Below are 19,944 nucleotides of genomic sequence, written 5' to 3'. Positions count from 1 at the left end.
GATGAGATGACGTGAGTGGAAGTGCAGAAATGTCGTGCCGATTTAGGCTCACTTGCCCAGCACGACCTTGACACCTAGCCAAACCGCGCCCATCAGCCCGGTGGCGATCACCGTAATGACGGCTTTGAAGGTGTAGCTCTGCGCCTGCTCCACGCTCGTTCGCCATCGGCGCAGGTGCCGAAAATCAGCCCTCAGCTCCTTTCGGTCGTCATCTTCGATTCCGAATGACGCCAGCACCGACGCCACCGTCCTCAATACGATGGCATCGATGTTCGCCTGCTGAAGCCTGTGTTGTTCTGCGAGGGTCTCGGCAACGATCGCCCTGATTTCGTCATCTGGCATCTTCACCGCTTGATGATCCTCGCAACATTCTCGAAGCCCCGCTTGGCGAAGTAGAAGGAGACAACCAGATTGGCCGTGATCGCCGCAAAGCCCGCGAGGTCGTCGGTGGAACCAAAGCCGAGGACCTTGTCCCAGACCAGGAGTTTCGCGAAGTAAAGCGCGACGCAATAACCCATCAATTTGTCCGGCTCCCACCAATGCCCGATCTCAGCATCCGGAGACCGCAGCGGCGCGAGCAGATCGCTCGCGCCGCGGGCCGGCACGTTCGCGCGTGCGCGGCCAGCAATGGTACGGACGGCGGCACGCCGATCGGCGCTCCCTCAACGCGTTTCAAGCGAGTGCGTGGCCGCGATGCGTGGGCCGCCGTCCGATTCCGAAAATGGGATACGAAAAAGCCCGCGGCGGATTTTGTCCCGCGCGGGCGTTGCGAACTTTTCGATGATGCCACTATGCCAGTGTTTTGCCCGACGGGTCAAGCTCTATTTCGATTTTTGCGAATTAGAGCCGGCGGAGACCTCCGGAAAGCCAATCCCAGTCAGGCTGCCGGCGTTTCGCCCGAGGTGTCAACGAACGAACCGTCCCTGCCCGCGTTAGCCGGTCAGGAGGATCGACCAATGACACTGAGCATGACACCGAAAACATCGCGGGACTTGCCCGGCCAGAAGCCGCGCATCGACGGGGAGCGCGACACGCGAGAGGCCATCATCCCGGACGCTGACGAAACCGAGGACCAGAACCGTGATCTCGTTCACGGCGAAGGCGGAGCCATCGATCTTCCCACCAGGCCCGGCGATCTCTCGAAGGATGATTAGGCCTTGTGCTTTGCACGAGGAGTCCAACATCGCTCGTTCGACCACGCCGTACCGGAACTTACGCCAAGGCGGGCGCGTTTATTCCTTGATCAGGAGGAACGTTGTGCGATGAGCCATACTGTACTGGTTGTTGACGACGATCCCGGCGTGCTCGACGTCATGGTCGACATGCTGGAAGAACTCGGCTGCAAGGTGGTCAGCGCCCACAGCGGCACGGATGCGCTCGACCGGCTCAGGCAGAACCAGGACATCTCCATCCTCATCACGGACATCAACATGCCCGGCATGGACGGTCATGAACTGGCCGAGCTGGCCAGGCGCCGCCGCCCGGAGCTGAAGATCCTGCAGCTGTCGGGACGTGAACCCCGGCGTGACGGCCTTCCCATGATCAGAAAGCCGTTCTCGTTCGAGGAACTCGCCAGCACCATGCGGCGCACCGTCGGCATCTGCTGAAGCTCGCAAGACCGAAACATCGCAAGCCCAAAAAGTCTGAAAGCCAAAAGCCCAAAACAAAACCCGCGGCGGATCGCATCCGCGCGGGTTGAACCAAACTCATTTTCGATGATGGCATTATGCCGGTGTTTTGCCCGACGTGTCAACGCGGCGAACGCGGACAAGGGATTCCCTCTCCCCACTCAGATATGTGGTGTGCAACGGGCTTGCTTCAAGCCCCCGACCCTGCCGTAGAACCCTCGACCCGAACACCATCCCGAGGGGTCTCACATGCCTGTACTGCTTCCCACGTCCCGGACGCGCGGCCACGCCAAACGCGCCGGCGCCCGCCACGAAGACCACGCCGTGGTGATCGCCGGCGGCGGACCGACCGGCCTGATGCTGGCCGCGGAGCTCGCGCTCGCGCATGTCGACGTCGCCGTGGTGGAGCGGCGCGCCGATCAGGAACTGGTCGGCACCCGCGCCGGCGGCTTGCACGCGCGCAGCATCGAGATTCTCGACCAGCGCGGTGTCGCGGATCGTTTCCTGCGCGAAGGACAGATCACCCAGCTCGCGGGCTTCGCCTGGACCAGGCTCGACATCAGCGACCTCCCCACCCGGCACGCTTACGGGCTGGCACTGCGGCAGAGCCACATCGAGCGCATCCTGGCCGACTGGGTCAGCGAGCTCGCGGTGCCGATCTATCGCAACCGCGAGGTGACGGATTTTGCGCAGGACGAGACCGGCATCGACGTGATGCTGCCCGGCGGCGAGAGCTTGCGCGCGAATTATCTGGTCGGCTGTGACGGCGGCCGCAGCCTGGTGCGCAAGGCCGCCGGCATCGACTTCGCAGGCTCCGAGCCGACGCTGAGCAACCTCATGGCCGAAGTCGAGATGCGGGACGAGCCGGCCTGGGGCCTGCGCCACGACGCGCTCGGCTTTCACGGCCTCAGCAAGACCGAGAGCGGGCGCGTGCTGGTGGTCGTGACGGAAGCGACGCTCGATCGCGCCGGCGCGCCCGGTCCCCGCGATCTCAGCGACGCCCTCGTCGCCGTCTACGGCACCGATTTCGGCCTCCACAACCCGTCCTGGATCTCCCGTTTCGCCGATGCGGCACGGCAGGCCGTGTCTTACCGCAAGGGCCGCGTGCTGCTCGCCGGCGATGCCGCGCATATCCATCATTCCGTCGGCGGCCAAGGCCTCAACATTGGCGTGCAGGACGCCGTCAATCTCGGCTGGAAGCTCGCGCAAGTGGTCAAGGGCCTGTCGTCGGACAGCCTGCTCGACAGCTACCACGCCGAGCGCCATCCCGTCGGCGCGCGGACCCTGCGCAACACCAAGGCGCAGATCGCCCTGCTCCGCCGCGGCGAGGACGGCCTCAAGGCCGCGCGCGAGGTCGTGTCCGAACTGCTCGCGATGGACGCGCCGCGCCAGCGTTTTGGCGCGATGATGAGCGGGCTCGACGTGCACTACGATCTCGGCCAAGGCCACGGGCTGCTCGGGCGCCGCATGCCCGATCTCGATTTGACGGTGGACGGGCGTCCGCTGCGACTGTTCACGCTGCTGCACGGAGCGCGCGGCTTGCTGCTCGATTTCGGCAAGACAGGCGGCCTCGATATCGCGCCCTGGACCGATCGCGTCGATCGCATCGAGGCCGAATACGACTGCCCGTGGCAGCTTCCGGCGATCGGACAAGTCGCAGCACCCGGCGCCGTGCTGGTGCGGCCCGACGGGCACGTGGCCTGGGTGGGAGATGAGAGCCAACACGGGCTTGCGGACGCGATGACGAGGTGGTTCGGACCGGCTGCGGCATGAGGCATGTACGTCCGACGCTCCGTCGAGACAAAGAAGCCCGCGGAATTCCGCGGGCTCGAACCAGGCACCTTTTCGATGATGCCATCTGCCAGTGTTTTGCCCCACGTGTCAAACGACAGATCTCGAACAACATTCGCACGTCTCTATAACCCGCATTTCACTCCGGCCCACGCAACGGCCGTATCCAGCGCGCGTACCAATCCTCAGCGTCATTGTGCGGACTGCCTGCGCCATCCACTCCAAAGATCGGTGGCGGAATGAAATAGCTTGGCTCATTCGCAAATGGGCCGATCGGCCTGCTCGGCGCCGGCTGTCGGCCGTCAGCGGTTGGCAAGGCCCAGTTGCCAAACCGATCCTTGAATTCCGTGGAGGGCAGATAAGGGACTGGCGCACTTCCTGACGTGAAAACGCTGCCCGCATTCGACTCATTGACACGGGTGAGACGGCGGACCTCCTCAGGCGCGATAGCCCCAGCACCAGGGGCAACTGGCGCTTCAATTCCGCTCGAAGACTGAGCGGGCATGGCACCGTCTGCCGCTCCGGTCCATGGACCGAAACGATCGGTAAAGGTGCTCCCCCGCGCGGAATTTTGGTCGAGCGAGTTGTCTGATGGTTGCTGCGCACCAGAGTGTGACGCCGCTATGGCAGATACCCTGCTCTCATTTCCGCTGGCGGGCTCGGCGCCAGCGGCAGAACTCGCCGCTCCTGTTAGTCCGAGAGCCCCTGCGATAGGCAGCCAAGCCGGTAAGAGCGGCAACAATTCGGGTGCGACCATCGCGCCCCCGAAAATCGCGAGTCCGCGCAAAACAGCCGGACGGTCGGCAGGATCATAGGGGAGATTATACGGGTCCGGCCCCATCAATAGCGATCCATCCGAACGCCTGAGCAGATCGCTAGTCTCCGGATTGAATTGCAGAACTTGCCGAGGCGGCGGCATCGCCGTGCTGGGAGGCAGTTTGCCGAGCCGCTGCTCATCTGGACTAGGCAGCGGAAATGCCGGCACTCCACCTGCGAAGCGTGGATCGCTCCGCGCAAACCCTTCCGTTGCGTTCAGACCTGCAAGAGAAGGCGAACTGTAGCCTGGCAGCGGTGGAAACTCGCTCGGGTTGACTGGTGTCGAGCCGGGTATACGAAAGATGCTTGAGGAGGGATCAAGGGCTGTGAACTTGGACCAAGGCGTCTCCCTCAAGTCTTTGTTGCCGGGCGTTAGGTTGAGGCCAGGATTATCGTCGATTGCCTTGCTGAGCTGCTCTTCCCTCTCGGAATTACCCAAGTACGGAGAGAATTTGAGGAGATGACTTCCCGTCCGCCTGAGCTCGCGGATTCTGTTCTGCTCTTCGGGGTAATCGGCGAGAAATTTTTCATGGCCGGCAAGAAAGCTCCCATTGCCAGGTGTCACATCAGCGCCGGAACTCGGCCTGTTCGTGAAAAGGTCTCCATTTGCAAGCGCAATTCTCATCGCATCTTGCAGATCCTCGACAGCCTTCAAACGAAGAATAGAGTCAGAGATCTCAGCAATCGCGTCAAGCTCGTTGCAAGCCGCGTAGTAAGATTCGAGATGCCCACCGGGATGAGGAGATATCCCCATTTCGGCAGCGAGCAGCCGATCTCTCGGGAGATAAACGATATTTGCAGGTGCATCCAAATCTACTCCACGCAAGGCTTCGTAGTGCGCACATTGCTCCGGAATAATATGGTGACCCCATAGAATCGAACTTCGCATGATATCCCTCAGGAGGGTTCAGCGGCCGCTTGAGCCGTCAAATGTCCAAAGCATTATTGAATTTGATTCCGAGAAGGCCGGCTTCCTTGCAGGCATCCTTGAGCGCCTGATCGCAAATAACCGTCCTGTAGCAGAAGGCCATTCGGAATACGTGCGCGCCCCCGATCGCGTCTTCGTTGAAGACGAGTTTGGCGCCGGTCCTGAACTTGTAATATTTCTGGCCGAAATTGTTGTACTTTGGGTCGTCTTGGATACCTATCTCGAGGCGTGACTGCTCTTCGTCCAGCGCGTCCAGGACGCGAATGGCATCGCACAACCAGTATCGCGGGCCATCGTAGGTCCCCCGCGAAACACTTACCTCGCATGCTGCGAATTCGAATCCGGCATGATCGACGGCTTGAAAGACCATCTTCGCCCGGTCAGACACCAGCCAAAAGGAGTGGAAGAGTCTAATGTCCAAAGGTCGTCGCACTCGCTTCTTCTTAAACAGGAAGCGCGGCGGCTCGAAGTATTCCGGAAATCCCCGCCGGCCCGGTGGCGGCGCAAGGAGTTGCGTGCCAGGAGCAAGAGCATCAGCGTTCTCCCAGGTCATGCGAGGGCGAGCGGGGCGGAAATCCATGGCCATTTCATAGTACTGTCCCTTCGGCACGCTGCGGCGATGGGATCCAACCTTCTCGTTGTCGTCATTCATGATGGCCTGCTCGGCTTTGCGGGTTGCAAGAATAACGTTGTTAGATCCACGATGAGGCCCTCATCCCACACCTGAATACGGTTCACTGCAGCGACCGTCTCTTCGGCGATATTTCTAGGGCTGCTGATTGCACACGTCACCTGCAGCTGCGGTGATCTTGGTGCTCGATATTTTGGGAGGGTCGTTTCGCGATAGAAACTGCCCTATCCGCGCCCATGCCTACGTCCCATTGAACATCATGCCCATCGGGGCACGACGAAGAACGACCATCAACTGCCAACAAAAAAGCCCGCGGCAACCCCCGCGGGCTCGATCCAAATTCATCTCGATGATGCCATTCTGCCAGTGTTTTGCCCGACGTGTCAAATGACGTATCCTGAATGGCACGCGCGCAACTCCCTTCGCGTATCGTTACAGCCAATTATGCCGAACCATCGGTACAGAAAAGAACGGGCAAGCCTTCGAATCGATCGGAGGCCTGATAACGAGCCGAGAAGCGCTCGCGCGAGTCGCGACCAAACGTATCGCCGTCTTTGACCACAAGCCCGTGCTCAACCAGATAGACAGCAAGGCCGTCCACCTTATTGACCAGCGTTGGAAGTGTCAGCTTGTGGGTCTCGAACTCGATTTCACGCTCAGCGAATGCTGACAGCCCCATCGTTACCGCTCCGATGGCCGTGTCAGATCGGAACGGCAATATGTCCACCCACAGTGAGGAAGGATAGTCTGGATACGGCGCAAACGATCGGCTGGACATGTCCAACCATAGATCGGCGGATCGTGCGACCTTGCCATTCCATACAACGGCGCAACATTCCGGCACCGTCGCAATCAATGCGCCGATAACGGCAGTCGTGAGACGAGCGGCGGGCAACGGACGCTGATTCTGGCCAAGCACAGAGACGATCAGATGCCCTCGATGTCGCGCCGCGGCCGCCTTGGCCTGCGGCCATGTCGTGGAAGCGCGCGACCACAAGCCGGGATCGTCAGGAATGGGCGCCGGCATCGACATGACGGCAACAAGCTCGTTGCCACAGCGAATGAGCGGGGAGTTTGCCTGAGCCTGTTGCGCCTCTCCGTTCTCTGCAACCTCAGTTGCCAGTTCAGGATGTCGAGCGCGGAGGGCCTTCGCAAGCGCCGACATGTCCGGCGTTGCCGGCGTGTCCAACAGGACCAAAGCGAGCAGTGAATTGCTCATCGGCTACCCCGCACAAATTTTGGGAACGAGATCAGATACACTTTTGTCATTCGCCCACAGGTTGAATTTTTAACTTCCTAGAACAAAACGCGAACACTGTCAATATCCTCTCGCCCGCGTTGGGTGGCGGGCCACACGCACGTTGTTCTGAAATCTTCTCGCGCGTGATGATGTCATCGGCTTTGCTGCGTTGAGCTGGGCAGCGCTCGAGCCCGCGCAGAGACCACACATCCCGCGCTGATCATCCGGCGCGTCCCGTCCCGCGCGAGTTGAGCTCGCCTCTGTCCAAAAGTGCACATTGCTCACAAGCACTCAAGATGAGTAACGCACTCAAGTCGCTGAATTTGCTCGCGCAATTAAATCCGCCAACATATCATATGATATTTCCTCTCGCCACCAGAAGCGCGAGGATTGATCCATCACCGCAAGGCAGTTGGCATCGACCCGGTGATGAGACCGCCGAAATTGCTCCCGCCCCATAAGAACGAGGGAGACGTGCATGCAGAAGCGTCGACGTTTCAAGCAGACCAAGACACTCGACGAACGGCTCGCCGCGGAGGCCGCGCGGCTGCGCGAGGAGGCGCGCACGCTCGCGCCGGGGCGCCGCCGCGAGATGCTGCTGCGCCAGGCGCGGCAGGACGAGACCGCCATGCATATTGCCGCCTGGCTGCAATCGCCAGGGCTGAGGCCGCCGACATGACCCAGCAATATCGCGCTTACCTGGTCGGCGACAACGGCGTCTTCCGCTCCGCCGAAGCGTTCGAGGCCGCGTCGGATGCGATCGCCCTCACCTTCGCGCAGCAGTTCACGCGGCACGGCAAGGTCGAGGTCTGGCAGCTCGGCCGCAAGATCGCCGTGCTCGAGCCCGAGCAATCCTCGCCCGGCGTTCTCACGCGTCAATGATCGCGTGATGCCGCAGGCGTCCTGAAGGTCTCGATCGCGAACGAGAACTTGACCTGCATCACGGGACCCCTGGCATCGCGAACGTCGATCGCCATGGTCTGCCTGCCGCCCGCGGCAGGCGCCGAGAGGATGGCATCGCGCGCCATGTCCGCGACCGACTTGGCGGCCTCCGCGTGAACGGCGCGCCAGCTGGCCAGCTCCAAGCCTTCCTCGTCGAGCGCTACACCAGTGTCGTCGCGCAGATCGAAATAATATCGGGGCATTGCAGCATCCTTTGCCCTAATAGGTCCGAAGCGGACAAAGGTTTCCGGAAGCCGCGAAAAAATCTATGGGGGATCAATGGGTTCCGGGAACTTCGCGGTTCCCTGCTGCCGCGTTCGTGCCTCTTCAGGAAGCCGAAAACGACAGGGCGAAACGACATTCGGCCCCCTCACTCCTCCGCAAGCTTCCCGACGATGTAGGCATCCACCGTTTCCGCGAACGAGCGCTGCACGCCGACCGCAGTGCCATGCTGGTCGAGCGCGTCGCGCTGGAGCACGCGCAGGCCACGGCCGCGCATGCAGGCCGGCGCCGTGTTCAGGTATTGGTCGATGGCGCCGGTCGCGAGCGGGATGGCCTTCGGGTCGCCCCTTGCGATCAGAAGCCGCAAGAGGCTCTGGCATTCGGCCAACCCTGGCATGGGATCAGCGCCTCACGCCTGCCGCGATTTCGCCGGCCGCTTGACCGGCTGGGTGTGGGTGCCGAACAGAGCGAGCAAAAACGCGACTTCTTCCTTCGAGCCAACCTGGATCATGATGATCTCCTTTTCGCTAGGTTGGTCGGGCGCAACGGGCGGGGCGTTCGAGACAATCGGGTTTCAGCACTGTTTCAGGCGTGTTTCGTCGCGTCGCGCGATGTCGACGCTCGCCTGAAATAGGAACAGCTTCTGGGATCAAAAAGTTATTCGCGCGTCGGTCCGGATGCACGACCGGCGCCCCCCACGGCCTCAGCTCGCCCCCCGGGCTGGGGCCGTTTCTTTTCGACGCCTTAGTTTTGGCTTTGGCTTTGGCTTTGGCTTTGGCTTTGGCTTTGGTCTCGCCCGGGCGTCACCCAGAACAGCTTGTTGCACTGGGAGCACCGAAAGATGGCCATCGCGCCGTCCGGTGAACTCACCGCGTCGATGAATGTCATGGGTTTGTTGCACGCAGCACAAATCGGCCGCTGCCTGGTGTCTTGATCCGCCATGCGCGCAAACGCGGGAACGGCGGCAGAGGTTTCTATCGTTCTGGAGGTTCAGGGTGCCAGATCTTCGGAACTTGCTGCTGAAGCAGTGAGATCGATGCTGCGATCTGCTCCCGCGAACGGCGCAGCAATTGTCGTGTCGTTTGGCTTGCATCGAGCTGGTGCATTTTCTGCCGGTCGAGATCCGTCTCGAAGTCCTCGCGGGTGAGCATGACAAGCTCCCGTGTTGCTGCCCATTCGCAGAGTACGTCGAGAGACGATTGAGGACCGTTCACAAGTGAACACAGGGCGGGATGCCCGCCTTCGACCCAGCCGGTCTTCAGGGTCCGCGCTTCTGCGTGACGAGGCGCAGCGCGATGCCGTGCTGCCACGCGCGCACCCTCACCGCGGCTTCACTGCGACCAAGTTCGCCCGCGATCTCGTCCGGCCGCCAACCGGCTTCGGCCAACGCCTTCAGCCGCTCGTGCTCTTCCGCTGTCCACTTCTTCAACAACGGGTAGCGTGATTGCATGGTCGGAAGCTGTCTCGCCTTGCGTGATCGATGCAGGCGACAAGCGAGCGAAACAGGCAAAGTTCCTGTCCGACATTCTTATGCGTTGTTTCCATGAGATCTACAGCGCGCCATCCCGCAAGCGGGCCGACCCCGAGGACGTGCCTCGCTCAGATCCAGACGTCCTCGCGGCACGAATCGCACCGATAGATCAGGACCGAGCGTTCGCGCCTCACGTCGAAGATCGAGGTCAGGCAGCGCGTGCCCCTCTCGCATTTGGGGCACGCCGGCCCCGGCTCGTAATATTGATCCGGCCGCGTTGCCGGGCCTGCTTGCTGTTCACTGCTCATCTCATCCCTCGTTGGAGGATTGAGTTCCAAAGTGCCAAAGTGGACATTCGTTCCTATCACGCGGGTGGCGCTTCTGATGGAAGCGAGGGCCTAGACGCCCCATGATCGCGCCCGCGGATCATCGGCTTCGTCCTGAACCATCAAGCGGGTTTGCCCTGAACGATCAAACCGGCTTGCTGTTGGCGCCCCCCCCGCAGTTCGTCCAGGCTCTCGACGGTGCAGATGCGCGCTGCGCGGCGGGCCAGTTCGTCGTAGTTTTGCGCCACCTTGCGCAGCACGTCCCGCGTCTCGGGGTACTCGCAATTGTCCGCCTTGGTGCGAAATTCTTCCGCCCGCATCCGCCAGTAGCGCGGAGGGTGCATCCGCTCGGTGCCCATGGGCCCCTCCCCTCGATTGGACTGTTCGTGTTCGTTAATGGAGAGCGCGTCCAACAGTTCCCGCGCAGACGTTCTGGCCCCGATCACACGTCCAGATTGCGGCCCGCTGGGACGGCATCTCGCGGGATTGGTCGACTTTAGTTCAAATGCAGCAGGGCGGGTTCGCCAGGATGCAATTGGTTCGCGCCATGCTGGACAATGTCCCCTGCGACCAACGCAATCGGGAAAGGGCCGGAGAGATCATCGATGTATTACGTCGCCGCCGCGCTGCTGGTACTGTCGGGACTGTTCTACTCCGCGAGCCATCACGAGATCGGCTCGTTCGGCGTCACCATGTGCACCTATGGCAGTGCGTTCTGCAACAACCCGCTGATCGTCTTTGCCGGCGCCGCGCTGGCCGGCGCCTGGGGCATGTTCGTCAGCATCAAATAGTCCCGACCGCACGCGCTCAGGAGATAAACATCTCGCCGGTGTCCCTGCGCGGGTTGCGCACTGCGCGAACGCCGGGCCATCGCAGTCCGGTCGCGCTCGGAATGCGTGCAAACGCTGCATCAGGTATTCTTCGATGATGCACTTATACAGGTGTTTTGCCCGACGAGTCAAACGAAATTAGCTTTATCCGAAATCAGCGAGGCGCGCCTTACCCGCAGCCCGGGAACCTTGTTCCCTCATTAGCATTTGTGAAGGACGCGCCCCGACCGAGACCCCTCCTGCCATGACCGACGATGCCGTCAGCCCCACGAAATCCGCACCGTCGCTGTTGCAGAGGCTGGGGCCGGGTCTCGTCACCGGGGCCGCCGACGACGATCCGTCCGGCATCGCCACCTATTCGCAGGCCGGCGCGCAATTCGGTTACGGACTGCTCTGGACGGTATTTCTGACCACGCCGTTCATGATCGCGATCCAGCTCGTCAGCGCCCGGATCGGCCGCGTCACCGGCAAGGGGCTGGCCGCCAACGTCATGCAGATCGCGCCGCGCTGGGCGGTGCTGTCGCTCGTCGCCATGCTGGTCGCCGCCAACACCTTCAACATTGCCGCCGACATCGCCGCGATGGCGGAGGCGCTCTCGCTGGTGATCGGCGGCCTCAACCACGAGCACGCGCTGATCTTCGCGGCGGGCTCGACCCTGCTGCAGGTGTTCCTGCCCTATCGGCGCTATTCGCCGGTGCTGAAATTTCTCACCTTGGCGCTGTTCGCCTATGTCGCGACCGCCTTTACCGTCAAGATTCCGTGGAGCACGGCGCTGCTCGCGGCGGTGTGGCCGAAGACGAATGTCAGCGCCGACTATTTCATGATGGTCGTCGCCGTGCTCGGCACCACGATCAGCCCGTATTTGTTCTTCTGGCAGGCCTCGCAGGAGGTCGAGGAGATGAACCAGGGCAAGCGCGACAAGCCGCTGCGCGAGCTGAAGCGCGGCGGCAGTCTCGAGCTGGCGCGCATCCGGGCCGACACCCTCTCCGGCATGCTGCTCTCCAACGGCATCGCCTTCTTCATCATCCTCACCACCGCCTCGGTGCTGCACGCGAATGGCGTCACCAACATCAACTCGGCGACGGAGGCCGCCGAGGCGCTGCGGCCGCTCGCCGGCGACTTCACCTTCGCCCTGTTCGCGATCGGTATCATCGGCACCGGCCTGCTCGCAATTCCCGTGCTGGCGGGCTCGGCCGCTTACGGCGTGGCGGAGATCTTCGGCTGGCGCGCGACGCTGGAGGCGAAGCCCGACGAGGCGGTCGGCTTCTACACCATCATCGCCGCCGCCACCATCATCGGCTTCGGTCTGGGGTTCACCGGCATCGACTCGATCCACATGCTGGTCTGGAGCGCGGTGCTCAACGGCATCGTGGCCGTTCCGATCATGGCCATGATGATGCTGATCGTCTCGAGCAAGGCGATCATGGGTCGCTTCAAGGGCCGGTCATGGCTCGTCGCGCTGGGCTGGCTCGGCACCGCGCTGATGGCGCTGGCTGTGCTCGCCCTGCTCGGCTCGTCATTGATGGGCTGACTAGCCTTTGACTAGCCTTGCGACAAGGCTGCCGAGATCTGCGAGGCGATGACGAGGGCCGCGAACACGGCCGGCACGCTGATGAAGCGCAGGAATTGGTCGATCGAAAGCATCGCCGTCTCCCCCAAGACAAAAACGTATACGCCCGCCGCGCTATTCCACCCCGTGCGCGACGTGCTGATCGGCCGTCAGAAACTGATCTGAAATGGCGGCTCCACTCATCGTGAGCAGCGCCAGGATCGAAATCACAGCCAGAAATCTCATGGCCGGAGGGTCGATCCCGATTGTGGCCAAAAACGTCAGAGCATGGCGCCTTTTCAGGACGATCCCGGGCAAGATCATGGCTGTCCCCACCAGATTCCCCGCGTTTCTCGATAGAACGTTCGGAAGGGGCTTCCCTGCACACCTCGCCAGGCTTCACTGCGCAAGGCCGTTAGCCTAACAATCGTGGCTGGACCCGGGCTTGCGCCCGCCAAAGAAAAAAGCCCAGCCGGGCAACAGGGAGCGACATGACCAAATCGTCGAAAGCAACAAGTCTCGAAATTCTCGCCTGCGACGCCGGCTGGAGAAACTACCACTTCGTCAAGCTGACGACCGAGGACGGCATCGTCGGCTGGAGCGAGTTCGACGAGGGCTTCGGCTCGCCCGGCGTCGGTGCTGCGATCCAGCGCCTGTCTGCCCGCGTCGTCGGGCAGAACGTTTTCCGGCACGAGCGCATCTACGCCGAACTGTTCGCGGCCACGCGTCCCGCCGCCGGCGGCGTGGTGGCGCAGGCGCTCGGGGCGATCGAGAATGCGCTGCTCGATGCCAAGGCGAAATGTCTTGGTGTGCCCTGCTACGAACTGCTCGGCGGCAAGATCCGCGACCATGTCAGGGTCTATTGGTCGCATTGCGCAACGTGGCGGATCAATCACCCGTCCTGGTACAAGCAGCCGATCGAGAACCTCGACGGCGTCAAGGCAATCGGACGCGAGGTCCGCGAGAAGAAGTTCACCGCGCTCAAAACCAACATCTTCTCCTATGATGACGGCAAACCGACCGGTTGGCGACCGGGCTTCGGCTCGCCCTTCGCTCCCGAGATCAACGTCGATCGCAAAATCCTGCGCGATCTGCGCATGCATCTGGAAGCGATCCGGGACGGTGCAGGCCCCGACGTCGACATCTTGCTTGACTGCAACTTCAACGCCAAGACGGAGGGCTATCTGGAGATCCTGCGCACCATCGCGGACCTCGACATGTTCTGGATCGAGATCGACAGTTTCAATCCGGAAGCGCTCGGTTACATCCGCAGGCAAAGCCCGCATCCGATCTCGTCCTGCGAGACGCTATTGGGCTTGCGGGAATTCCTGCCCTATTTTCGCGAGCAGGCCATGGACGTCGCGATCATCGACACGCCCTGGAACGGCGTCTGGCAGTCGATGAAGATCGCAGCCGCCGCGGAAGCGTTCGAAGTCAACGTTGCCCCGCACAATTTCTACGGCCATCTCTGTTCGATGATGAACGCGCATTTCTGCGCCGCCGTGCCGAACCTGCGCATCATGGAGATCGACATCGATCGCCTGGCGTGGGACCGCGAACTGTTCACGCATGAGCCCGACATTCAGAACGGCCATCTGGTCATTCCGGACCGGCCCGGCTGGGGCACCGATCCGAACGAGGAAGCCCTGCGCGCGCATCCGCCGAAGACCACCGGCGGATTGCTCAACTACGGCCGCAAGGGCTAGAGCGTCTTACGGCGTCACTGGATTGACGGTTGGGGACGTCTTCGGCCCCGGCCGCTCCGGCTCGATCGGGGAGTGCGGTTCGGTCGGGAGAATTTTGGCACCTGCGGCCCGCGCGGCTTCACCCGTGGTTGCGTACATCGCAACATGGGCGGGCTGCGTTTTGGCCCGATTCCATGGTCCGTGATCGACGATGAGCATCGCAGCAATCGTCAACGCGGCCACAATCAACGCGATAACGCCGGGATGGCGAAGCGCTGAGGACATGGAGTTTGCGAAGCGATCCGTTGCCATCGTGGAATCCATAGGCTTTTCCTCTCACAGGTTAATGCAATCGCGTCCTGCGAGTTCCGCCCTTGGCCAAGGCAAGTTCCAAGCGGATACGGGAACCTGGTCGCCCCAAGGCGCTCAGTGTTTCACATCCGGCCGCGCGTCGCCGACGAACCGGTCGCGGTTCGGCATCTTGACCGCTGCAAGCGATTTGGCATCGAGCGTCGCATCCGCTCCGACCAGTCCATTCAGGTTCAGGATGTAGGCGGACACCGCATAAACCTCTTCATCGCTCAACGATTGCGGCGCGTTCTGCGGCATCGCGCGGCGGATGTAGTCGAACAGCGTCGGCGCATACGGCCAATAGCTGCCGACCGTGCGGATCGGCCTTGGCGTTGCGATCGTGCCCTGCCCACCGACGAGCCGGTCACCGAGCCCGCCCTCGCCTTTGTCGCCATGGCATGATGCACATTGCTGGGCGAACACCTCGCGCCCTTGGCTCACCGAGCCGCTTCCCTTCGGCAGATTGCTGCCGTCGCGTCCGATATCGATATTCCAGCCCGCAATCTCCGCAGCCGTCGCGGGCCGTCCGAGGCCGTACGGGGCTTGCGCCTGCGCGCCACTCGCGAACGCACACAGCACGATGACGACAGCAATGCCGCAAGTCTCACGCCAGCGCATTGGTCACCTCGCCGTCAGCCGCGATGCGCCAGGGCCAGATCGCGTTGTTGTGGTAGAAATAGTTCTCGCCGCGCACCGCGAGCAGCTCGGAGAGCGTCGGCTGCACATAGCCGGTCTCATCGATGGCACGACTCTGGATCACGGCAGGCCTGCCGTCCCACTGCCAGGGCAGGCGAAAGCGTGTCAACGCACGCGTCAGCACCGGCTCCTGCAATTGCGTGCTTTGCCAACTCTTTCCCTCGTCGACGGACATCTCGACGCGCGCGATCTTGCCATGCCCGCTCCAGGCTATACCGGTGATCTCGTGGAAGCCGGGCCCGTTCAGACGCTGGCCGCCCGAAGGCCGGGTGATGATCGACTTCGCCTCCATGTAGAACGAAAATTCACGCGCGGTGCCGTCCGGCAGCAGGTCGGTGTATTTCGAGGTCTCCTCGCGCGAGTAAACTGGCTCAGCCGTCACATGCAGGCGGCGCAGCCATTTCACGCTCATGTTGCCCTCGAAGCCCGGCAGGAACAGCCGCAGTGGATAGCCCTGCTGCGGGCGCAGCCGCTCCCCGTTCTGGCTGTAGACCAGCATGGCGTCCTCGAGGCATTTCTCGATCGGGATGCTGCGGGTCAGCGCAGCCGCGTCGGCCCCCTCGGCGACGACCCATTTGGCTTCCGGCTTCAACCCGGCCTCCTGGAGCACCAGCTTGAGGCTGACGCCAGTCCATTCTGCACAACTCACCAGACCTACAAGGTCCGACGCGGTCTTGCCGTAAGGCTTGCTGTAGCCGGGATTGCCGGAGCATTCGAGAAAGTGGACGCGCGATTCCGACGGGAAACGCCTGAGATCGTCCATTGTAAAAATCAGCGGGCGCTCGACCAGCCCGTGCAGCATCAACCGGTGCTGGGCCGGATCGATGGTCGGAACGCCACCATGATGACGCTCGTAGAACAGTCCGTTCGGCGTGATGATGCCATCGAGCTCCTGCAATGGCGTCCGGCTGGAGGCCGAGATGTACTGCTTGAGCGTCTTCGAGATGTTCTTGACGACGCCCTTTTCGAACGGTGACGGCGCGCCGTAGGGCTGGCTTCCCATCGGTTCGCCGGGCGCCTTCATCCATTCGGGAATGTTGGGTGGAAGGTTGTCGGTCTCGGCGGCAACCGATGCGCGGGCGCCCAGGACGGTACCACCCGCCACCGCAGCACCGCCGCGCAGAAAGCGGCGGCGAGTCGTCCCCGCGGGTTTGTCGTCGGCATCGAACGTGCGGCTCATTTGCGGATCCTCGGCTGAAGCGCGACCCGCATGAAACATTCTGCGACGAGCATTTGCAATTCGCACCTGTTTCAAAAACAGGCGATTTCCATCTGGACTGATCTAAATCCGGTGGCGGCGACGGCAGTTCTCTTCTTCGCAATGCACAAACGGCTCGTCCGTCACTCGCCCGGCGCGATCGCATTGCTCGGGGTCGGCCGGTCGGCGATCTGCTGGCCGAACAGGCTGCCGATCAGTTCGACCGCGGTGCGCGCGGTGCGGCCACGCTCGTCGAGAAACGGATTGAGCTCGACGATGTCGACTGATCCGACCACGCCGGAATCGTGCAGAAGCTCCATGATCAGATGCGCCTCACGATAGGTCGCGCCGCCCGGCACCGTCGTGCCCACTCCGGGTGCCACGCAGGGGTCGAGAAAATCGACATCGAAGCTGACATGCAGCACGCCGTTGCTGGCCCTGACGCGCTCGATGACGCGGCGGATCAGCACGGCGACGCCGAACTCATCGATCTGGCGCATGTCGACAACCCTGATCCGGCGCGTGCGCATCAACTCCTTTTCGAGCTTATCGATTGAGCGCGCGCCGAACAGGTCAAGCCGATCGGGACCGATCGGGGCACGGGGATCATCGCCGAGCAATCCGTCGAGGCCGGGTTCGCCGCACAGGAATGCCGCCGACATGCCGTGCATGTTGGCCGTGATCGTCGTCTCCGGCGTGTTGTAGTCGGCATGTGCATCGAGCCAGAGCACGAACAGCTCGCGTCCGCGCTCCTGCCAGTGACGCGCCATGGCATTCACCGATCCCATCGACAGCGTGTGATCGCCGCCGAGAAAAATCGGCAGCGCGCCGGTTTTTGCGATCTCGTAGCCTCTGCGGCTCAGGACGCGCGTCCAGCGCTGAATTTCGCGGTAGTGATTGGCCTTGTCTGGGGGCCTGTCGGCGAGGTCCCGGAGCTCGGCCACCGAGAGATCGCCATAATCGACGATCTCGAAATCCAGGCTCTCGAGCAGTGTCGCAAGGCCGGCGGTGCGGAGCGCCGCAGGGCCCATCAGGGTACCGCGCTGCGAAGCCCCCATGTCGATGGGAGCGCCGAGCAAGGCGATACGCCGGGCTCGATCCGTCGTGGTCGGGTCGGTCACAGCTGTCTCCTGAGATCAGCAAGATTGAGCCAGCCTAACAGAGATTCGCATCCGTCGTTTCACGGGGGGCGGTCCGCGCAGGGGCGCATCATCTCGGAACAAAAGCCCGCGCGCCGAATTGCTCATTCAAGGCCGGTACCCGCCGTAAAAACCACGGCGCCTGTCGCGGATAGCCAAAGGTCAAGCGACCCGCTGTTCAGAACGAGCGCTCGCGCGGATAGCCAAAGGTATCGGCCTCCGTCACACGATCAGCCCGGAGGTCGCGCACTTGAGCACGGAGATCCCGCAACCCACCTCGCATCCCGGCATGGCCGAGCGCGCCATCGATGCAGCGACGGACGTATCCCACACAGTCGGCGAGATCGCAGGTGGCCTTCATGCTGCTGTCGACCGCATAACCTCCGCAATCGACGAAGCGCGAAAGCCCGGCCGGCCCCTCGCGACCGTCGCCGCGATCACGCGCGAAGCGCCGCTCGCCAGCCTGTTCGTTGCTTTCCTGTTCGGCGTCGCGGTCGCGCGTCGGCGCTAACGCATGTGCTCAGGAAGCGGCTGCCGCCTGATGTCCGGTTTACCGGCAACAGAGTCGCCGCAGAGAGCAGCGGACCTGCAGCGATTGGGATCACGCAATAAGCGAGACCTCCCCCGACTGATTTCATCTTACATTGTCGCGCCGATCGGTTGTTTGTGAAAATCTCGTCCATACCATCAGTTTAGTAGAGACGGACGGCTTCGGATCAAAAGCACACGCATTCAATTGACCTTCGGCAAGGGCCAAAAGCAGCTCAAGCCTTCCCGTGAGAGGACGGATGCAGTCCACTCCGGCTGTGAGCATCGATTAGCCCGAAAGGTGCCGAACGCACCGTTGTGCTCTTCGTTCCTCGATCGGCTTTCACTCGCGTCAGGGGACAGCTAATTGAGCTTATGCCGCAACTCCTTGGCCACCGCGGAGTTCGGTGATGACCTCCTTCTCGCGAGGCAATTGCGGATGCTCCAAACAGGGCGGGACTGCGGATTGCTGCCGCCGATCCGGCCAGTACGACTGGCTAGTATGCTGCTGGCGATCGTCTAGCGCTCATGTGCGCCACTCCTGCTGATCCGAGATCCGCTGTCGTTTAGCTGGTTTGTTCTTGGCGCTCAGCCCAGTTAGGCCTCAATCGTAGCTCCGCCATTTCGATCCTAATCGGCACCAGAATTGAGCTGCCGATGACAATAAAGGCGTGCAGTAGCGGTGCACACGACGGACCCGGACCTCTCCCCATGAAGGTCAACGCCCGGGCCTACAGAAAAACAGACCATGCGGTCGTCTGCGCCCGGTAGGCTGATATCTACTCCCGTCTGAGCTGCCACAGACACCTCCAGAGTTGTATTGCAGTCTCGCTTGCGAAGATCAGATCACGCTCTCGCCCAGGCCAAGTGCGCTCTGTGAATGGAATGCACCGCTGTAGCGCGCAATAGGAACAATTCAAAAAACCGTGAGTTGGATTGCAAGAAATCCGAAAAGCGAGAGAGGGTGATGCGATGACGCGGTCCGTGGAGGAATTAAGACGTGAGTCCGAGCGAAGTCGCGCTCAGTTGGCCGCTACGGTCGACCGGCTGAAAGAACAGGTCTCGGAGACGGCCGAGGACATCCGCCTCAAGGTCTCGCCGCAGCACATCAAGTCGGAAGTATCCGACTACGTCACCCATACGACAAAGGGCTGGGTCGACGGACTGAAACAGCAAATCATGGACAACCCTATGCGAGCGGTGGCCGCCGGGACCGCCGTGGCGATTCCACTTCTGCGCTTGGCGCGCGGTGTCCCCCTGCCGCTTTTAATGATCGGTGCCGGCTTGGCGCTCACCTCGAAAACCGTGCAAGACCGCGCCGCCGAGGTTTCCGGCCCTGCGATGGACAAGGCGGGCGAGGTTTTCGAGGACATGGCGGGCCGAGCGCGCGCCATGCAAGGCGATCTCAGGGATCAACTATCTTCCGCCAGTAATCAGGCCGCCAGCATGGCCGATATCGCGCAAGAGTCGACTGCCGGTCTCGCGGCGGATTTGCGCGCACGGGCCACCCAGGCCGCCGATTCGATTGGCGAGAAGCTCAGGAGCGGGGTGGATGCGGCGAAGGAAAGTGCCTCCGCAGCGAAGGACGCGGCCGGCAGAGCGCCCCAACAAGCTCGCGCGATTATCAGCGATAATGCCGCGCTGATCGCCGGCCTTGGCGTGGCGATCGGAGCCATTGTCGCAGCCGCTCTTCCGGAAACCAAGGTTGAAGCCAAGGCAATGGGCCAGACGAGCGACGGCGTGAAGCGGGCCGCTGCCGAGGCCGCTCAATCGGGGTTTGACGCGGCCAAAGATGCCGCAATGTCGGCAGCCGACGCGGCAACAAGCAGAGTCGCTGAGGCCGGCCTTGGTGAGCATGCCAGCCGCATGACTCAGAACCTCGCTGACTCCCTCAAGACAGCCGCCGACGACGTCGTCGGAGCCGCTTTCAATCCCTCCCGCAATTCCAATACCTGAAGGAACGCACCATGAGC

At 62.2% G+C, this 19,944-nt stretch carries 26 protein-coding genes; 10 read left to right on the top strand and 16 right to left on the bottom strand.

Going from position 1 to position 19,944, the window contains the following annotated elements; genetic code table 11:
* Positions 1–48 precede the first annotated feature (48 nt).
* Positions 49–348, bottom strand: a complete 300-nt coding sequence (locus tag BcanWU425_RS13155; protein WP_204511893.1) for a hypothetical protein — start codon at positions 346–348, stop codon at positions 49–51.
* Entirely contained in the window at positions 345–605 is a 261-nt protein-coding gene (locus BcanWU425_RS13150; RefSeq protein WP_231190513.1) for a hypothetical protein, read from the bottom strand. Before BcanWU425_RS13150 ends, BcanWU425_RS13155 begins: the two co-directional genes overlap by 4 nt.
* Before the next feature lie 351 nt (positions 606–956).
* Between BcanWU425_RS13150 and BcanWU425_RS13145 the strand changes: the two genes are divergently transcribed.
* The 3 genes from BcanWU425_RS13145 to BcanWU425_RS13135 all read left to right on the top strand — a co-directional run bounded on the left by BcanWU425_RS13145 (position 957) and on the right by BcanWU425_RS13135 (position 3,401).
* Positions 957–1,154 (top strand): hypothetical protein, encoded by a 198-nt coding sequence (locus tag BcanWU425_RS13145; RefSeq protein WP_204511894.1) that lies wholly within the window; start codon positions 957–959, stop codon positions 1,152–1,154.
* A 108-nt stretch (positions 1,155–1,262) separates the two neighbouring features.
* Complete coding sequence (locus tag BcanWU425_RS13140; protein WP_018454848.1) at positions 1,263–1,607, top strand: response regulator; 345 nt, start codon at positions 1,263–1,265, stop codon at positions 1,605–1,607.
* 270 nt (positions 1,608–1,877) lie between these two features.
* Positions 1,878–3,401, top strand: a complete 1,524-nt coding sequence (locus BcanWU425_RS13135; protein WP_231190512.1) for an FAD-dependent monooxygenase — start codon at positions 1,878–1,880, stop codon at positions 3,399–3,401.
* 157 nt (positions 3,402–3,558) lie between these two features.
* On the opposite strand, the gene BcanWU425_RS13130 is transcribed toward BcanWU425_RS13135, so the two are convergent.
* The 3 genes from BcanWU425_RS13130 to BcanWU425_RS13120 form a co-directional block, all read right to left on the bottom strand.
* Complete coding sequence (locus BcanWU425_RS13130) at positions 3,559–5,124, bottom strand: AHH domain-containing protein (protein ID WP_231190511.1); 1,566 nt, start codon at positions 5,122–5,124, stop codon at positions 3,559–3,561.
* Between the two features lie 37 nt (positions 5,125–5,161).
* Positions 5,162–5,815: an imm11 family protein gene (locus BcanWU425_RS13125; RefSeq protein ID WP_204511897.1), complete on the bottom strand. Its 654-nt coding sequence runs from the start codon at positions 5,813–5,815 to the stop codon at positions 5,162–5,164.
* Positions 5,816–6,236: 421 nt separating this feature from the next.
* Positions 6,237–7,013 carry a DUF4261 domain-containing protein gene (locus BcanWU425_RS13120; RefSeq protein WP_204511898.1) on the bottom strand — a complete coding sequence of 259 codons (777 nt, stop codon included), beginning with the start codon at positions 7,011–7,013 and terminating at the stop codon, positions 6,237–6,239.
* A gap of 499 nt (positions 7,014–7,512) precedes the next feature.
* On the opposite strand from BcanWU425_RS13120, the gene BcanWU425_RS13115 reads away from it, so the two are divergent.
* On the top strand, positions 7,513–7,713 hold the full coding sequence (locus BcanWU425_RS13115; RefSeq protein ID WP_204511899.1) for a hypothetical protein: 201 nt from the start codon (positions 7,513–7,515) through the stop codon (positions 7,711–7,713).
* Positions 7,710–7,916: a hypothetical protein gene (locus tag BcanWU425_RS13110; RefSeq protein ID WP_204511900.1), complete on the top strand. Its 207-nt coding sequence runs from the start codon at positions 7,710–7,712 to the stop codon at positions 7,914–7,916. Before BcanWU425_RS13115 ends, BcanWU425_RS13110 begins: the two co-directional genes overlap by 4 nt.
* Here the strand turns inward: BcanWU425_RS13110 and BcanWU425_RS13105 are convergent.
* The 6 genes from BcanWU425_RS13105 to BcanWU425_RS13080 form a co-directional block, all read right to left on the bottom strand.
* Entirely contained in the window at positions 7,910–8,179 is a 270-nt protein-coding gene (locus BcanWU425_RS13105) for a DUF6894 family protein (RefSeq protein WP_085350656.1), read from the bottom strand. The genes BcanWU425_RS13110 and BcanWU425_RS13105 overlap by 7 nt on opposite strands.
* Before the next feature lie 167 nt (positions 8,180–8,346).
* Complete coding sequence (locus tag BcanWU425_RS13100) at positions 8,347–8,595, bottom strand: hypothetical protein (protein WP_106946526.1); 249 nt, start codon at positions 8,593–8,595, stop codon at positions 8,347–8,349.
* A 577-nt stretch (positions 8,596–9,172) separates the two neighbouring features.
* Complete coding sequence (locus tag BcanWU425_RS13095) at positions 9,173–9,349, bottom strand: hypothetical protein (RefSeq protein ID WP_166517529.1); 177 nt, start codon at positions 9,347–9,349, stop codon at positions 9,173–9,175.
* 107 nt (positions 9,350–9,456) lie between these two features.
* A complete protein-coding gene (locus tag BcanWU425_RS13090; RefSeq protein WP_027519295.1) occupies positions 9,457–9,648 on the bottom strand; it encodes a hypothetical protein in 192 nt (63 codons plus the stop codon).
* A 149-nt stretch (positions 9,649–9,797) separates the two neighbouring features.
* The gene (locus tag BcanWU425_RS13085) at positions 9,798–9,977 is read right to left on the bottom strand and encodes a hypothetical protein (protein ID WP_085350653.1); all 180 of its coding nucleotides are present in this window, start codon (positions 9,975–9,977) and stop codon (positions 9,798–9,800) included.
* A gap of 140 nt (positions 9,978–10,117) precedes the next feature.
* Positions 10,118–10,354: a hypothetical protein gene (locus tag BcanWU425_RS13080; protein ID WP_204511901.1), complete on the bottom strand. Its 237-nt coding sequence runs from the start codon at positions 10,352–10,354 to the stop codon at positions 10,118–10,120.
* Positions 10,355–10,600: 246 nt separating this feature from the next.
* On the opposite strand from BcanWU425_RS13080, the gene BcanWU425_RS13075 reads away from it, so the two are divergent.
* Positions 10,601–10,786, top strand: a complete 186-nt coding sequence (locus tag BcanWU425_RS13075) for a hypothetical protein (RefSeq protein ID WP_018454867.1) — start codon at positions 10,601–10,603, stop codon at positions 10,784–10,786.
* 283 nt (positions 10,787–11,069) lie between these two features.
* Positions 11,070–12,356, top strand: a complete 1,287-nt coding sequence (locus BcanWU425_RS13070) for an NRAMP family divalent metal transporter (RefSeq protein WP_094183309.1) — start codon at positions 11,070–11,072, stop codon at positions 12,354–12,356.
* 153 nt (positions 12,357–12,509) lie between these two features.
* Here the strand turns inward: BcanWU425_RS13070 and BcanWU425_RS13065 are convergent, their stop codons facing one another.
* Positions 12,510–12,698: a hypothetical protein gene (locus BcanWU425_RS13065; RefSeq protein WP_085350650.1), complete on the bottom strand. Its 189-nt coding sequence runs from the start codon at positions 12,696–12,698 to the stop codon at positions 12,510–12,512.
* A 167-nt stretch (positions 12,699–12,865) separates the two neighbouring features.
* Here BcanWU425_RS13065 and BcanWU425_RS13060 point away from each other — a divergent pair, with 167 nt between their 5' ends.
* Positions 12,866–14,080, top strand: coding sequence for a mandelate racemase/muconate lactonizing enzyme family protein (locus tag BcanWU425_RS13060; protein WP_204511902.1), 1,215 nt, complete (start codon positions 12,866–12,868; stop codon positions 14,078–14,080).
* A 6-nt stretch (positions 14,081–14,086) separates the two neighbouring features.
* Here the strand turns inward: BcanWU425_RS13060 and BcanWU425_RS13055 are convergent, their stop codons facing one another.
* The 4 genes from BcanWU425_RS13055 to rocF form a co-directional block, all read right to left on the bottom strand.
* Positions 14,087–14,383, bottom strand: coding sequence for a hypothetical protein (locus BcanWU425_RS13055; RefSeq protein WP_018454872.1), 297 nt, complete (start codon positions 14,381–14,383; stop codon positions 14,087–14,089).
* A gap of 102 nt (positions 14,384–14,485) precedes the next feature.
* Positions 14,486–15,028, bottom strand: coding sequence for a c-type cytochrome (locus BcanWU425_RS13050; RefSeq protein ID WP_204511903.1), 543 nt, complete (start codon positions 15,026–15,028; stop codon positions 14,486–14,488).
* Positions 15,015–16,286, bottom strand: a complete 1,272-nt coding sequence (gene soxC / locus BcanWU425_RS13045; RefSeq protein ID WP_204511904.1) for a sulfite dehydrogenase — start codon at positions 16,284–16,286, stop codon at positions 15,015–15,017. Before soxC ends, BcanWU425_RS13050 begins: the two co-directional genes overlap by 14 nt.
* A gap of 161 nt (positions 16,287–16,447) precedes the next feature.
* Positions 16,448–17,425, bottom strand: a complete 978-nt coding sequence (gene rocF, locus BcanWU425_RS13040; protein WP_204511905.1) for an arginase — start codon at positions 17,423–17,425, stop codon at positions 16,448–16,450.
* 268 nt (positions 17,426–17,693) lie between these two features.
* Between rocF and BcanWU425_RS13035 the strand changes: the two genes are divergently transcribed.
* Both BcanWU425_RS13035 and BcanWU425_RS13030 read left to right on the top strand, forming a co-directional pair.
* On the top strand, positions 17,694–17,954 hold the full coding sequence (locus tag BcanWU425_RS13035) for a hypothetical protein (protein ID WP_204511906.1): 261 nt from the start codon (positions 17,694–17,696) through the stop codon (positions 17,952–17,954).
* A gap of 989 nt (positions 17,955–18,943) precedes the next feature.
* Entirely contained in the window at positions 18,944–19,927 is a 984-nt protein-coding gene (locus tag BcanWU425_RS13030; RefSeq protein WP_085384819.1) for a DUF3618 domain-containing protein, read from the top strand.
* The last annotated feature ends 17 nt before the right edge of the window (positions 19,928–19,944 follow it).

The organism is Bradyrhizobium sp. WU425 (assembly GCF_021052305.1).
Lineage (GTDB): Bacteria > Pseudomonadota > Alphaproteobacteria > Rhizobiales > Xanthobacteraceae > Bradyrhizobium > Bradyrhizobium canariense_D.
This window is presented reverse-complemented; position numbering and strand designations above follow the sequence as displayed.

Excerpts from the sequence above, each read along its gene's own strand:
- BcanWU425_RS13030 (WP_085384819.1), top strand. The coding sequence starts at position 18,944 with ATGACGCGGTCCGTGGAGGAATTAAGACGTGAGTCCGAGCGAAGTCGC.
- BcanWU425_RS13050 (WP_204511903.1), bottom strand. The coding sequence starts at position 15,028 with ATGCGCTGGCGTGAGACTTGCGGCATTGCTGTCGTCATCGTGCTGTGT.
- BcanWU425_RS13125 (WP_204511897.1), bottom strand. The coding sequence starts at position 5,815 with ATGAATGACGACAACGAGAAGGTTGGATCCCATCGCCGCAGCGTGCCG.
- BcanWU425_RS13060 (WP_204511902.1), top strand. The coding sequence starts at position 12,866 with ATGACCAAATCGTCGAAAGCAACAAGTCTCGAAATTCTCGCCTGCGAC.
- BcanWU425_RS13090 (WP_027519295.1), bottom strand. The coding sequence starts at position 9,648 with ATGCAATCACGCTACCCGTTGTTGAAGAAGTGGACAGCGGAAGAGCAC.
- BcanWU425_RS13070 (WP_094183309.1), top strand. The coding sequence starts at position 11,070 with ATGACCGACGATGCCGTCAGCCCCACGAAATCCGCACCGTCGCTGTTG.
- BcanWU425_RS13140 (WP_018454848.1), top strand. The coding sequence starts at position 1,263 with ATGAGCCATACTGTACTGGTTGTTGACGACGATCCCGGCGTGCTCGAC.
- BcanWU425_RS13145 (WP_204511894.1), top strand. The coding sequence starts at position 957 with ATGACACTGAGCATGACACCGAAAACATCGCGGGACTTGCCCGGCCAG.
- BcanWU425_RS13135 (WP_231190512.1), top strand. The coding sequence starts at position 1,878 with ATGCCTGTACTGCTTCCCACGTCCCGGACGCGCGGCCACGCCAAACGC.
- BcanWU425_RS13130 (WP_231190511.1), bottom strand. The coding sequence starts at position 5,124 with ATGCGAAGTTCGATTCTATGGGGTCACCATATTATTCCGGAGCAATGT.
- BcanWU425_RS13085 (WP_085350653.1), bottom strand. The coding sequence starts at position 9,977 with ATGAGCAGTGAACAGCAAGCAGGCCCGGCAACGCGGCCGGATCAATAT.
- BcanWU425_RS13105 (WP_085350656.1), bottom strand. The coding sequence starts at position 8,179 with ATGCCCCGATATTATTTCGATCTGCGCGACGACACTGGTGTAGCGCTC.
- BcanWU425_RS13110 (WP_204511900.1), top strand. The coding sequence starts at position 7,710 with ATGACCCAGCAATATCGCGCTTACCTGGTCGGCGACAACGGCGTCTTC.
- BcanWU425_RS13055 (WP_018454872.1), bottom strand. The coding sequence starts at position 14,383 with ATGGATTCCACGATGGCAACGGATCGCTTCGCAAACTCCATGTCCTCA.
- BcanWU425_RS13100 (WP_106946526.1), bottom strand. The coding sequence starts at position 8,595 with ATGCCAGGGTTGGCCGAATGCCAGAGCCTCTTGCGGCTTCTGATCGCA.
- BcanWU425_RS13115 (WP_204511899.1), top strand. The coding sequence starts at position 7,513 with ATGCAGAAGCGTCGACGTTTCAAGCAGACCAAGACACTCGACGAACGG.
- soxC (WP_204511904.1), bottom strand. The coding sequence starts at position 16,286 with ATGAGCCGCACGTTCGATGCCGACGACAAACCCGCGGGGACGACTCGC.
- BcanWU425_RS13080 (WP_204511901.1), bottom strand. The coding sequence starts at position 10,354 with ATGGGCACCGAGCGGATGCACCCTCCGCGCTACTGGCGGATGCGGGCG.
- BcanWU425_RS13095 (WP_166517529.1), bottom strand. The coding sequence starts at position 9,349 with ATGCTCACCCGCGAGGACTTCGAGACGGATCTCGACCGGCAGAAAATG.
- BcanWU425_RS13065 (WP_085350650.1), bottom strand. The coding sequence starts at position 12,698 with ATGATCTTGCCCGGGATCGTCCTGAAAAGGCGCCATGCTCTGACGTTT.
- BcanWU425_RS13120 (WP_204511898.1), bottom strand. The coding sequence starts at position 7,013 with ATGAGCAATTCACTGCTCGCTTTGGTCCTGTTGGACACGCCGGCAACG.
- BcanWU425_RS13075 (WP_018454867.1), top strand. The coding sequence starts at position 10,601 with ATGTATTACGTCGCCGCCGCGCTGCTGGTACTGTCGGGACTGTTCTAC.